14 protein-coding genes are annotated in these 13617 nt (G+C 32.2%); 11 read left to right on the forward strand and 3 right to left on the reverse strand.

The genetic code is table 11. The features are described from left to right. Positions 1 to 43: 43 nt before the first annotated feature. Both DW1_RS00680 and DW1_RS00685 read left to right on the forward strand, forming a co-directional pair. Positions 44 to 409: an ArsR/SmtB family transcription factor gene (locus DW1_RS00680; protein WP_074348593.1), complete on the forward strand. Its 366-nt coding sequence runs from the start codon at positions 44 to 46 to the stop codon at positions 407 to 409. 112 nt (positions 410 to 521) lie between these two features. Then, positions 522 to 746, forward strand: coding sequence for a glutaredoxin family protein (locus tag DW1_RS00685; protein ID WP_074348595.1), 225 nt, complete (start codon positions 522 to 524; stop codon positions 744 to 746). Positions 747 to 847: 101 nt separating this feature from the next. Here DW1_RS00685 and DW1_RS00690 read toward each other — a convergent pair whose 3' ends face one another. Next, positions 848 to 1033, reverse strand: a complete 186-nt coding sequence (locus DW1_RS00690) for a DUF1858 domain-containing protein (protein WP_074348596.1) — start codon at positions 1031 to 1033, stop codon at positions 848 to 850. Positions 1034 to 1231: 198 nt separating this feature from the next. On the opposite strand from DW1_RS00690, the gene DW1_RS00695 reads away from it, so the two are divergent. The 4 genes from DW1_RS00695 (at position 1232) to DW1_RS00710 (ending at position 4541) form a co-directional block, all read left to right on the forward strand. Next, the gene (locus DW1_RS00695) at positions 1232 to 1627 is read left to right on the forward strand and encodes a phage holin family protein (protein WP_074348598.1); all 396 of its coding nucleotides are present in this window, start codon (positions 1232 to 1234) and stop codon (positions 1625 to 1627) included. 215 nt (positions 1628 to 1842) lie between these two features. Then, positions 1843 to 2529, forward strand: coding sequence for a cytochrome c biogenesis CcdA family protein (locus tag DW1_RS00700; protein ID WP_074348600.1), 687 nt, complete (start codon positions 1843 to 1845; stop codon positions 2527 to 2529). 20 nt (positions 2530 to 2549) lie between these two features. Further along, positions 2550 to 3140, forward strand: coding sequence for a TlpA family protein disulfide reductase (locus DW1_RS00705; RefSeq protein WP_074348602.1), 591 nt, complete (start codon positions 2550 to 2552; stop codon positions 3138 to 3140). A 654-nt stretch (positions 3141 to 3794) separates the two neighbouring features. Further along, positions 3795 to 4541, forward strand: a complete 747-nt coding sequence (locus DW1_RS00710) for a 5-formyltetrahydrofolate cyclo-ligase (RefSeq protein WP_074348604.1) — start codon at positions 3795 to 3797, stop codon at positions 4539 to 4541. 292 nt (positions 4542 to 4833) lie between these two features. On the opposite strand, the gene DW1_RS00715 is transcribed toward DW1_RS00710, so the two are convergent. Further along, on the reverse strand, positions 4834 to 5496 hold the full coding sequence (locus tag DW1_RS00715) for a hypothetical protein (RefSeq protein WP_074348606.1): 663 nt from the start codon (positions 5494 to 5496) through the stop codon (positions 4834 to 4836). A gap of 186 nt (positions 5497 to 5682) precedes the next feature. On the opposite strand from DW1_RS00715, the gene DW1_RS00720 reads away from it, so the two are divergent. The 4 genes from DW1_RS00720 (at position 5683) to DW1_RS00735 (ending at position 9783) form a co-directional block, all read left to right on the forward strand. Further along, positions 5683 to 6414 carry a Crp/Fnr family transcriptional regulator gene (locus tag DW1_RS00720; protein ID WP_242942410.1) on the forward strand — a complete coding sequence of 244 codons (732 nt, stop codon included), beginning with the start codon at positions 5683 to 5685 and terminating at the stop codon, positions 6412 to 6414. A gap of 304 nt (positions 6415 to 6718) precedes the next feature. Continuing rightward, positions 6719 to 9094, forward strand: a complete 2376-nt coding sequence (locus DW1_RS00725) for a heavy metal translocating P-type ATPase (protein WP_074348608.1) — start codon at positions 6719 to 6721, stop codon at positions 9092 to 9094. 207 nt (positions 9095 to 9301) lie between these two features. Further along, positions 9302 to 9499, forward strand: coding sequence for a heavy-metal-associated domain-containing protein (locus DW1_RS00730; protein WP_074348610.1), 198 nt, complete (start codon positions 9302 to 9304; stop codon positions 9497 to 9499). A 20-nt stretch (positions 9500 to 9519) separates the two neighbouring features. After that, the gene (locus DW1_RS00735) at positions 9520 to 9783 is read left to right on the forward strand and encodes a metal-sensing transcriptional repressor (RefSeq protein ID WP_074348612.1); all 264 of its coding nucleotides are present in this window, start codon (positions 9520 to 9522) and stop codon (positions 9781 to 9783) included. A gap of 87 nt (positions 9784 to 9870) precedes the next feature. On the opposite strand, the gene DW1_RS00740 is transcribed toward DW1_RS00735, so the two are convergent. Next, positions 9871 to 11673 (reverse strand): methyl-accepting chemotaxis protein, encoded by a 1803-nt coding sequence (locus tag DW1_RS00740; RefSeq protein ID WP_074348613.1) that lies wholly within the window; start codon positions 11671 to 11673, stop codon positions 9871 to 9873. A gap of 423 nt (positions 11674 to 12096) precedes the next feature. Here DW1_RS00740 and spoIID point away from each other — a divergent pair, with 423 nt between their 5' ends. Next, positions 12097 to 13527: a stage II sporulation protein D gene (gene spoIID, locus DW1_RS00745; RefSeq protein ID WP_074348615.1), complete on the forward strand. Its 1431-nt coding sequence runs from the start codon at positions 12097 to 12099 to the stop codon at positions 13525 to 13527. The last annotated feature ends 90 nt before the right edge of the window (positions 13528 to 13617 follow it).

The raw sequence follows: 13617 nt of genomic DNA on the forward strand, positions 1-13617 counted from the left end.
TATGCTATAATTTAGTAAAAGGTCACTAAAGGGGGGAATGAAAATGGTAGATTTAGAACAAGATAGTTTATGTGACACGAATGAAGTAAATAAAGAAACCGTAAACAAGATTAAAAAGGACATTCTTCCAGATTCAACAATAGAAGGATTATCAGAAATTTTTAAGGCGTTAGGTGATCCTACAAGACTTAAAATTATTAATGTGCTCTCTAAACAGGCTTTATGTGTTTATGATATAGCAGATATACTTAGCATGAGCCAATCAGCCATATCCCATCAGTTAAGAGTCCTTAGAGGACTACGATTAGTGAAGTACAGAAAAGAAGGGAAACATGTAATTTATTCATTAGATGACGACCATGTACTCCAACTATTTAATCAAGGTATAGATCATATATCACATGAATAACCAATATTTAATTTCTTTTGGATTAAAAAAGGTTTTTTAGGGGTAATATAGAAAATAGTCTATAGATACAATATACTAAGAAAGATTATATTTAATATGGGAGGTATATTTAATGGCAAATGTAACTATTTATACAAGCAACACATGTCCACATTGTGTATCTGCAAAGCAGTATCTTTCAGAGAAAGGCATAAACTATACAGAGAAAAATGTTCAGACAGACCCTAGTGCACGAAAGGAGTTAATTCAAAAAGGCATCATGTCAGTACCTGTAATAGTAGTAGATGGGCAGGATATAGTAGGATTTGATAAAGCAAAGCTAGAAGAGCTTTTATAAGCAGATAGGCTCATCCTCGCTTTTGGTTCTAGTAGTTTATCCATAAGCTTAGGCATATGATTAAAAGTGTACCATAAAAAAACCTTGGCATAAAGCCAAGGTTATTTGTTTAATTCTTCAAGAAGTTTTTCTAAGTCAATTCCATGTACCATAGCAGCTTGCTCTAGTGATTCCATTTGAGAAGAAGGACATCCAACACATCCCATGCCAAATCTTAAAAGAGTCTCAACAGATTCTGGCTTTTCTCTTAATATTTCACCAATAAGCATATCTCTAGTTATAGTCATCAAAATTCCTCCTTAAAATCAGTTTAATTTAATAATACCATAAAAATAAATAATTAATGTGACTAAAATCACATTAATTATTATTATAACACTTTATTACAAATTATAATATACCAATTAAGAGAAAATAACAATATGTAAATAAAAAATGAATAAAAAATAATAAATTAGCCAAAATACTTATGAGGAGGGATAAAAATGTCAGATGATGAAAGAAACAATGGAAGAGATTATGACAGAACAAGAGATAACAACAACTTTAGTATTACCGAAATGATAGTTAGAGTAATAATTACAGCCATAGTTGTAGGCTTAACAGCATTTTTTACACCAGGTTTCAGTATTGACGGTTTATGGAGTTTACTAATAGCAAGTATTGTCATAGGGGCTTTAGACTACTTAGTAGAAAGATTTACAGGAATAGAAGCTTCTGCTTTTGGTAAAGGTATTAAAGGATTCTTAATTACAGTAGTTATCCTTTATGTAACTAAACTCATTGTACCAGGATTCCATATAACTTGGTTAGGAGCAATTATTGGTGCTCTAGTGATAGGTATAATCGATGCTATAATACCAGGTAAAGCAGTAGTATAGGAAATAACAGTTCACGTCAGAAATAAAATATAAATAATTAATGTAAATAGAACCTTTTGTCTTTATAGATATGAGGTTCTATTTATTTTAAAAAATTTTTGTAATTTTCATCAGTTTTATTACATATCTAATAGTAACTTGAAAAATATACCCCCACATGGTATAATTTTAGACATAAATAACAGCTTTACATTTGATAATAGAGGAGTGAGTATATGACTGATATTTCAATATCTGCATCCTTTGCTGCAGGATTATTATCTTTTTTTTCTCCTTGTGTACTTCCACTAATACCTGCATATATAACATACATAACAGGGACTGCATTAGAGGAAGAATTGGAAAACAAAAGATTTCTTGCACTTACTAGGACTTTAGGCTTTGTACTAGGTTTTACAATTATTTTCATGGCAATGGGAGTGTCTGCTAGCTTTATTGGAAGACTATTTAGGGTATATAAAAGGCAGTTTTCAATGATTAGTGGTTTATTAATAATTGGTTTAGGATTTAATATGATGGGTATTTTAAAATTAAATGTTCTTAATAAGGGAATAAGGTTTAAGCTGCCAAAGGCATCTAACTGGTTTAGTTCAGTTCTAGTAGGTATGGCATTTGCTGCTGGCTGGACTCCATGTGTTGGAGCTGTTTTAGGAACCATACTTTTACTTGCAGGAAATACAGGAACAGTATCATCAGGTTTCTTTCTATTGCTGTTCTATTCATTAGGTCTTGCAATTCCATTTATTTTAACAGCATTGCTTATAAGCAGATTTGGAAGATTTCTAACTAAGTCTGAAAAGGTACTTCCCTATATAACGAAAATAGGAGGATTGATTATAGTGCTCCTTGGACTTTTGATTTTTTTCAATAAAATGCATTTATTAACGAATTTGCTTTTATAGAAATAATTTAGGAGGGTTTCATGAAAAATAAAAAAATAGTCATTATCATATCAGTCATTGTGGGCATTATAGCCTTATCCATAGGTATAGGATTTTTAGCAATTAGGCATTTAGAAAAAACTGCTATAAAGAAACAACAGGAAATTATTGAGGCTAGAGACGATGCAAATAAAATAAACTTTGATGATATTATTGATGTAGGAGATTTTGCTCCAGATTTTACTTTACAAGATCTAGATGGAAATACAATATCTCTTGATGACTTTAAAGGTGAGAAGGTTGTGTTCTTAAATTTCTGGGCTACTTGGTGTCCACCATGTAGAGCAGAGATGCCTGATTTAGACAAGGTATATCAAGAAAGCAAAGGCGAAGATTTTATAGTTCTGGCCATAAATTTGGGAGAATCTGAAAAAATAGTTAAAGAATTTATGGCAGAAAACGGATACAGCTTCCCAGTACTATTAGACAAAACTCAAAAAGTTGGATTTGCATACAATACATTTTCCATACCAACTTCTGTGCTAGTAGATAAAGAAGGGAAAGTTAGAGTCTATAGACCTGGAGCTATGACATACAATCAAATGATAGAAATGGTAGAAAGTATACAGTAATGAGAACCTTAAGCTTAATAACCAGTTAAAAAATATAATAATATTTGCATATATGAGTAAATTAAAGCAGGAATAAATATAAAATATTGACCCTAAACTAAATATGTAGTAAAATTTGTTTTATAATACCCGTATGGGGTATATATAAAATAAGAAAACTATTAGGAGGGTTAATATGAATGTAAATGTAACAGAAAAGGCTCAACAAGAGATAAAAAGAATTATGGAGAAAAAAGGTTCAAATGGAAAGGATTTGAGAATATATATTGCAGGTGTTGGCTGAGGTGGCCCATCCTTTGGAATAGCTCTGGATGAGCAAAAAGAAAATGATGATGTAACAAGGATTGGTGAATATAATTATTTAGTTGATAAAGATCTTATAGAAACCTATGGGACATTTAATGTAGACTATACAAGTGACTGGCTAAGAAAAGGATTCAATATCGTACCAAATAGAGGCGGATCATCCTGTAGCTAAGTAACATAAAGAGTAAAGCACATTATAAAAAATGATGCTTTACTCTTTTTTATGACCTAACCCGATTCTTTCGGACGCTTTTTCGTCCCACATAAACTCCTAAAATTGGATAATTTTTTATAGATTAAATGATAAAATTATGGATATATATAAATTAGCGTTTTAGGAGGATAAGTATGATTAAATATTCGAAAGAAGATATACGAAAAGAAATGACTAGCTTAAGGAATGACCTAACAAAGGAATATGTAAATTACTTAAGCCAAAAGATTATTTCAACTCTTTTAAAGCTACCAATTTTTAAAGATAGTCAGAATATAATGCTCTATCTAAGCTTCGGTAATGAAGTAGATACCTTTAGACTAATTGAAGTTTGTAAGGAGCAGGGCAAAAAAATAATTGTTCCTTTTTGCGTAAAAGAAGGAAGACAAATAGTTCCCACAGAAATAAAAAATGTGGAAGAGGATTTAGTTAGAACTAAATTTGGGTATTTACAACCCAAAAAAGAGCTTGTAAGGCCCGTAAATACGCAAGAAATTGATTTAATACTACTTCCTGGACTTGCCTTTGATAGAGGCTGCTATAGGGTAAGTTATGGAGGAGGGTATTATGATAGATTTCTTGGAAAACTTAACTTCACAGTACCTACTATTGGACTGATATATGATTTCCAATTAATAGACTTAGCACCAATAGAAAATCATGATATACCAGTGGATTATGTAATTACGGAAAAAAGAATAATAATAAGAACAGACGAAAGAGTGAGTTTTAAGGAGGATTTTATGGAAAACCAAGGAATCAAAAACAATGAAGAAAAGAAAATACAGAAGAATATATGCGAAGAATGTGGAAGCACAATGAAACCAGATAGTGGTTGCTTCATATGCCCAAATTGTGGGTATAGTCCATGTGATATATAGAAAAATAATTAGAGGCTGTTGCATTATATACAAGATATAGTTTTATATAAACAATTAAAGAGATTCTTCGGACTTGTGCTTTTAGAATGACATGTTTTGCAAGTTGTCATACTAGACATAAGTGAAGAATCTCTTTTAGTTTAGCTAAACAACATCCTTTTATTATTTTGCCAGTTATCCTAAAATATTAAACTAAATGAAAGTAAGTCTCTATCATTTTGAAGAAAGTGAAGAATCCCCATTTAATATATATGAGAACCTTCACAATGCTCAGGGTGGCAAACAAGAAACATTACTTCCTAAATATCTTATGCAAAAATTCTTCTTCTAATCCTGTCTTTTCAGAGCTAATCTGATACTTAAAATCTGGATTAGCAGCACTTACAAAGCTTTCAATCCATGTAGTTCTTAGGTCATACATTATCTTTGGATCTGCACCAGCATCATTCCAGTAGCCTTTATGTAGACATCTAGATTGGCTGTATTCGATATAGTCTTCTTCAGATGCCCTAATTGAATTCACATTATCACAAGGCATTCCATTTAAGATGTAGTTATTTAATACATCATATACATCTTTAGGAGTGGATACATCATATTTTTCTCTTGCATCTTTACCTAAAGCAGCACCATTTTGCTTATAGATATTTTTAGCAAGAAAAATTCCATCATCCTTGTATTTTGCAAACAAATCTGCTAATATGGCAGCTTGTCTAGTTTCTGCAACAGCAATTTTTTCTTGGAGCCAGCCATGAATATTATCAGTGTCGATTAGTTCATCTAAAGGAGCCTCTGGAATCCTTTCACCATATTTATTAATATTTGCATCTTCTATACTATTTACATCATCTCCGAACCTTTCTTTAAATCCTTGTATTATTTCTTTTTCAAGGTCTTCATGGTATTTGATTTTATTGAATAACCAAAAATGTATGGGGGCTAAAAATTTGCTCATTTGAAAAATCCTCCTTTTTAGATATAATATAATTATCTAATCTTTTTTATTGTCTTCACAAGTTATATATTTATTCTAAAGATAATTAACTATATAAATAATATACAGAGGTACGGAAACTATTGATATGTCTAAAATCAAATAATAATGTGATAAAAGTCACATTTATATAAAGGGGTGAGGTTTGTGGAAAAAGTTTTAGATGTTGAAAGAGAATATAAAATCTGTAATTTGTGCAAAGGGAAGTATTGTGCCCATAAGGTATCCATATTCTCAGTTCTTACAGAAGAGCAATTAGCAAAACTAACAGCAAAAATATCGCATAAGAATTATAAAAAAGGCCAGGTCATTTTCTTCGAAGGAGATATATCAGATAAGCTTTATGTAATAAATAAAGGAAAAATCAAAATTTTTAAATATACTAGGGAAGGTAAGGAGCAAATACTCTACATTTTATCAGAAGGAGATTTTGTAGGAGACTTAAGCCTTCTGAAGAAGGACGAATTTAAATTTAATGCAGAGGCATTAGAAAATTCAAACATATGTGTACTTACGAAGGATGACTTTGATGAAATGTTAAAAGAAAACCCAGAGATAGCTATTGAAATATTGCAGGTAGTCTATGATAGAATTGTTAAGTTAGAAAATCTCATCCAAAATTTAAGTACAAAAGACATAGAAGCTAGAATAGCAGGATTACTACTTAGCTTTGTAAAGGACTTTGGAGTTCGTAAAGAAGACTCAATAGAGCTTGAACTACCTCTAAGTAGAGAAGATATAGCCAACTATATTGGTGTCACAAGAGAAACCATAAGCAGAAAGTTAGGAAGTATGCAAGACCAAGGGGTAATAGACCTAATTGGAAGCAAGAAAATTATCATAAAAGATATTGAAGAGCTAGAATATATGAGCACATAATAGATAAAGGACATAGTGTATTAAAAAATACTTAAACTTTTTATAATATAATATATATTGTCTATTCTAAAGAGAAGTGCATCCCAAAAGTCAGCAAATAATTTTTTTTGCTTTTGGAGGTGCATTTTTTATTTATATTTTTTTGCATATGTTTTGTCATCTATATTTTCTAAAAATTTTTGGAAGGACTATTTACAAATCAAAATTATAGTGTTACAATAAAAGCAACCTACCCCATATGGGGTGGGGGCATAAAATAAGTTAGCCTAACCTATACTAGGTAAGGGATAAAGGAGTGAGAAGGATGGCTATTAAAAAGTCAACTATAAAGGTGCTTGGAATGACCTGTGCAGCTTGTTCTAGAAGAGTTGAAGTGGCTCTTTCAAAGTTAGAAGGAGTAAGCACTGCTACAGTTAATTTAGTTGCAGAGAAAGCTACAGTGGAATACGATAGTGAAAAGCTTTCTATAGATGATATTGTAAAAACAGTTGAAAAAACAGGATATGAGGTTCCAACAGGAAAGGTTAGCCTAGACATAGAAGGCATGACCTGTGCGGCTTGTTCAGCAAGGGTAGAAAGAGTACTCAATAAGATAGAAGGGGTAAAATCCGTAAATGTAAACCTTGCATTAAATAAGGGAACAGTAGAATATATAGAAGGAGAATTAACGGTAGAGGATTTTAAAAATGCCATAAATAAAGCAGGCTATAAGGCAGTTGAAGAAATAGATACAAGTGTAGACAGAGAAAAAGAAGCTAGAGAGAAGGAAATTAAATCCCTTAAACATCTTCTTATAATATCTGCTATATTAACGATTCCACTATTTTCAGCAATGTTTTTCCACATGGCAGGAGTCCACAGTATTTTAAGTAATGGGTATTTTCAGCTATTATTAGCAACCCCTGTTCAATTCATTGTAGGATATAGGTTCTATAGAGGGGCATACCATTCACTTAGAGGCGGAGGAGCTAACATGGATGTATTAGTTGCCATGGGTACATCAGCAGCCTATTTTTACAGTATATATAATGTAATAATAGGCGTGCCAGAATATTACTTTGAAGCCTCAGCAGTTATTATTACATTGATTTTATTAGGTAAATTCTTAGAAGCAGTAGCAAAGGGCAGAACATCAGAAGCTATTAAGAAGCTAATGGGGCTACAGGCTAAAACAGCTAGAGTAGTTAGAAATGGAGACGAAGTAGATATACCAATAGAAGAAGTGGAAGTAGGAGATATTATAATAGTTAGGCCTGGAGAAAAGGTTCCGGTAGATGGGAAGGTCGTAGAAGGCAATTCTTCAGTAGACGAGTCTATGTTAACAGGAGAAAGTATACCAGTAGATAAAAAAGTTGGCGATGAAGTAATAGGCGCTACAATAAATAAATTTGGAACCTTTAAGTTTTCAGCCACAAAGGTAGGAAAAGATACTGCATTGGCGCAGATAATAAAGCTAGTAGAAGAGGCACAAGGCTCAAAGGCACCAGTACAGAGACTAGCAGATAAAATCTCAGGTATATTTGTACCAGTAGTAGTTGGTATAGCCTTAGTTACATTTTTATTATGGTATTTCATAGGAGGAGACTTTACTCAGGCCCTAATTAGTGCAGTTGCAGTTTTAGTAATAGCATGTCCTTGTGCACTGGGTTTAGCTACTCCAACAGCTATTATGGTAGGCACAGGAAAGGGTGCTGAAAATGGAATACTGATAAAAGGCGGAGAGCATCTAGAAAGAGCTCATAGGTTAAACTCAATAGTTTTCGATAAAACAGGAACCATTACTAAAGGAGAGCCAGAGGTTACAGATATAATAGCCTATGATTACAAGGAAGATGAGATATTAAAACTGACTGCAATAGCGGAGAAAAACTCTGAGCATCCACTAGGTCAAGCAATAGTAGAAGGAGCCAAAGAAAAAGGAATTACATTAAATGACCCAGATAGGTTTGAAGCCATACCTGGTCATGGGATATATGCTTCCATAGAAGGAAAAGACCTATATGTGGGAAATAGAAAGCTAATGAAGGACAAAAACATAGAAATATCTCACCTAGAGGATAGAATCTCAGCACTTGAGGATGAAGGAAAGACTGCTATGCTAGTAGCTGTAGATAATAAAATAGGGGGAATAATAGCAGTAGCAGATACAGTAAAGGAACACTCAAGAGAAGCTATCAAGAGACTTTCAGATATGGGCGTAGAAGTATATATGATAACAGGAGATAATGAAAGAACAGCTAAAGCAATTGCAAGGCAAGTAGGCATAGATAAAGTGCTAGCAGAAGTTCTTCCAGAGCATAAAGCAGAAAATATTGAAAGGATAAAGGGAGAAGGAAAGATTGTTGGAATGGTTGGTGACGGAATAAATGATGCCCCTGCCCTTGCAGCAGCAGATACAGGCTTTGCCATAGGTACAGGAACTGATGTAGCCATGGAAGCAGCAGATATAACCCTTATAAAGGGAGATTTAAGAGATATTGTTCATGCCATAGAACTAAGTAGAAAAACTATGAGAACAATAAAGCAAAACCTATTCTGGGCATTTGCATACAACACAGCAGGTATTCCTCTAGCAGCATTAGGCTTTTTAAACCCAATGATAGCAGGAGCAGCCATGGCGTTTAGCTCAGTATCAGTAGTTAGCAATTCATTGAGGCTAAAGAGGTTTAGGGTGAAGTAGTTGGAATAGAGAATTGAGGATTAAGATTTATGATTAAAACTTGTCATCCTAAGCCTAGCAAGGAACTAAAGATTCTTTACTATCGTTCAGAGTGATATAAACTAGATTTTTCATAAGTATATATAATGACGTAAACTGAATTTTATGCTAACAATTAGAATTATTAAAATAGACTTAGAATAATAATTTTTAAAGGAGAGTGTTTACATGAAAAAAATATTAACTGTAGAAGGTATGAGTTGTCAGCATTGCGTAAAGGCAGTAAAAAATGCATTAAGTGAACTGGAAGGAGTAAAATCAGTAGAAGTAGATTTAGATACAAAAAAAGTAGAAATAGAAGGAGATAATTTGCAAGATGAATTACTAAAATCAGCTATAGAAGATGCAGGTTATGAAGTAGTATAAAGATAGAATGGAGAATCAAAATGAATGAAGGCAGAAAAAAGGCTCTAAATCTTCTTAAAACCTCAAGAGGTCAAATTGATGGAATCATCAAAATGATAGAAGAAGAGAGATACTGTGTAGACATATCCAAGCAAATATTATCTGTATTAGGGCTACTGAAAAAAGCCAATTTAGAGATGCTAGATCAACATATAAAAAGTTGTGTAAAAGATGCTATTCTAGAAGGACATGGAGATGAAAAAATAGATGAAATAATAAACGTAATAGACAAATATGTGAAATAGTAGCATAAATCCCTCAAACTAGCTAGTTTGAGGGATTTACTATGTAAAACATTCAGTGGGGTAATGTAAAACAACTAAAGTTATGATTTACATTTTATATTTTTCAAGGTCTTCCTTAAAGGCCTTGGATACTTTTTTAAATTCAATAATATTTTCCATCATCTTTTCAAGCTCTGCTGTATAGGAAGTCATATTAGCACTTACCTCCTCAGAGGATGCAGAGTTTTCCTCAGCTATGGCAGCTAGAGATACAATATTTTCAGACACCTTATTAATATTATCGGTCTCAACATTTAGTTGCTTAATGGCTTCAATTAAAGAAGAAGACACTTCTTTAACAGTAACCACAATAGAATGGTTCATATCTGCAACAGCAGAGAGTTTAACATTTTCATTACTAATTACAGAATATTGATTTTCAATTTGTGACACAACAGAATCAATTTCATTAATGAATGATAATAAGTTTGAATTAATATGATATACTGCATCCTTTGACTCTTCAGCAAGTTTTCTTATTTCGTCAGCAACTACTGCAAATCCTCTTCCCTGATCACCTGCTCTTGAAGCTTCAATGGCAGCATTTAATGCAAGTAAATTAGTTTGATCAGCAATATTTTCAACAGTTTCAACGATTTTTGTGACATCTTTAGCTCTTTTCTGAAGAGAAAGGCTATTTCCCTTAACTTTTTCAAATTCAGCTAACATATTGCTTAAATTAGAAGAAGTGTTTTTTAGCTCATTATAGCTATTTCCTATTCTCTCAACTACCTTTTCAAGTTCGTCCTTGCTTTGATTTTCATTATCAGATATTTTATTTAAAGCAATTATATTATTGTTTAACAAGGATGCTGAGTTTTCAGTTTCTTCAGCTTGATTTACTGCTCCCATAGCTACTTGTTCCACTACAGAAGAGATTTCCTTTGAAGTAAAACTCATATTATTAGAGATTTCATTGAATTTATCACTAAATACATTTAGCTCATCAGTCATTCCATTGAATCCAACAAAATCTTCTTTTAATATAGCCTTATATTCGTTAATCAATACATTAATATCTTCGAAAAAGTCCTTAGTAGATATATCATGCTCTTCTGAGTAATTATTTTCTTTTAGATTTTTAAGCTGGTATATAATACTTTTAGTAGGCATTAGTAATAGCTTAGTAATCACAGCTGGAACTATGAAGCTTAATGCCAAAGTAACTCCAGCCAAAGACCAGTTGTTTAAATAGCTAGATAATAATATATAAGGAGCTCCAATTAGAACTATAGAAGCAATAGCAACCTTAATTTCGAATTTTTTAATAAAGCCTAAAGATAGTAATCTATTTATTTTATATTTTTTATATTCATAAATCTTATCAGGAAAAGTAATATGTATTTTAGTAAAGTTTTCAGTTTTTTCGATGACTTCTATGTCTATACTTTCATTAAAATATTTAGCAGCTCCTTTAAGCATGCCGTGGAAGTATCCAAACATACCTCTTTGAGATTCATAGGTCATCTCAGCAACTTTATTCCCTATAGCCTTCAAACCTAATATTGGAGGTTTTGCGCCAGGTATTCTTTCCGTTACAACCACATGTATATCGTACATAGCTTTTAAAAAAGAATAAAGATTTTTATACTTGAAAAAACCAGGATAATCCTCTGAAAAAGTAAGAACATTATCCATTCCTATTTCTTCCCATGTACTATGGGATGATTTACCAAGCTTTTTTGCAATAACATCCACAAATCCTCTTGCATAAGAATCCTCAATATCCTCAGTAGGCTTAAATATCCTTTTTGGATTCAAACCAACTTCAGACATAGCCTCATCAACTATAGAATCGCCAAAAAGCTTCCGTGAAGTTTTAATCCATGCTGATACAATAGTTCCTTTCATAATCTAGAGTTTCCCCTTTTCCCCCTTTATACTGACCTCTTATAATAGGGACATTTTCAAATGTATTGAGATACTTCCATGTTTCCAGGAGTGTCTCCAGTTTTCATATGTGTCCCTAGACTTAATTATATTAGTTCAACAAAGATTGACACAATCCTTCTTTTTAAGATAATTTATTTAAGAATATATATTTTAGCATGTGTTAAGAACATGCCTATGCTTTTTAGGTGGGTTCTCTTACCTCTTTATTCACAAGTACAGCTTTGTTTTCATACTATATTATATATAGTAATGGGAGTTTACGCATTTATTTAATGCACATATAGGTACATTTCACACCTTTGAATCGTTTCCAATCTAATAGAGTTTTCAATATCTTGTGATTAGCTTAATTTCATAGTTTGATTTTTAGGAGGTATTTTCATGTTATCTAATAACATTATATATATAAATGTATTTTTTCATAAAGATAATAAGGTAGTACGTTTGCCATTAGAAGAAGTTGTTGCAATGGCAGTTCTAAATCAAATAAAGAAAGATTTTCATTATGAAATGATTAAAGTTCAAGGAATAGTGGCTAGAACACAGTTAGTAAGGCACATGAGAATATATGCTGGACTAGGATGCCCGAGGCATCATGGATGCGATATATGTAATGAAGAACATTGTATCCAATTATTAGACAAAAACCAATTAAAAGAGCTTTGGGGGGATGAATACAGTAATAAGGCAGAAATAGTTCAAAAAGCAGTGAAAGAAACAGAGGGCTTAGTGATGACCTTTAACCAAAAACCAATAGATGCAAGATTTCATGATACCTGTGGAGGTTCTACTGAAAATTCAGAAAGCGTCATATCTAGGGAAATAGTTTATCTAAGAAGGGTATTATGTGACTATTGTACTGAATCACCTAATTGGGATAATAGAAAGTCTATTCCTATATCAGAGATTGAAGAGAAATTAAATATTAGATTTCCTTCATTAAAGCCTAGTTTAAAAACAAGCATAGAAAACTTTTTTGATGACATAAAAAGAGATGAATATGGTCGTGTTATTAGTATAAAAGTTGCAGGCAAAGAATTTAAGGGAACGGATATGTCAGAATTATTAGGGCTTGATTCTACAAGATTTAGCTTCTCACCTGCAGTGATTACTTTTGTCACTAGAGGCAAAGGAGATGGACTAGGACTGTGCCAATATGGTGGTAATCAAATGGCAATTGAAGGTAAGGATTATCTAGAAATACTAAATTATTATTTTACAGGTATTGAAATAAAGAAAATTGAAGCGCCATGTATAGAAAAACCCTTAAATGGAAGAATAATAATGTTAGACCCTGGTCATGGAGGAGAAAATAGCCATGACTACATTGGTCCTAGTGGGACTAGAGAAAAAGATATAGTTCTTAATATATCCCAGAAGCTTAAAGTATCCTTGGAAGCACTTGGAGCAGAAGTAGTACTGACTAGAAACAAAGACCAGTATGTTTCATTATCTAATAGAGCACAAATGGCTAACAAACTAAGGCCAGATTTTTTTATTAGTGTTCATTTAAATGGGTATGCAAATCCTTCAATCCATGGTTGCGAGATATATTATTATAGAAGTGACAAGGAAAGCGAGACACTAGCCAAATCAATAATGGCACATTTAACTAAAAATAGAGAAATACTTGATCGTGGAATAAGAATAGCAGATTTTTACTTGCTTAGGGAAGTCAACGTAGGCTCATTACACTTAGAACTAGAATATATAACTAATCCCGATGTAGAAAATAAATTAAATGATGAGTCATATATTGACATGATAATAGGAAGAATTACAGATGGATTTGTAGATTACTATAAATATTAGAAAAATAGCTGTTTTTCTATGATAATTTGTAGAAAATTTGTATTTGACAAGAACTAGTATTGTGTAGTACAATAAAAAGTTATATTTGAC

The sequence above is a fragment of the Proteiniborus sp. DW1 genome (assembly GCF_900095305.1).
In the GTDB taxonomy this organism is placed as follows: Bacteria; Bacillota; Clostridia; order Tissierellales; family Proteiniboraceae; genus Proteiniborus.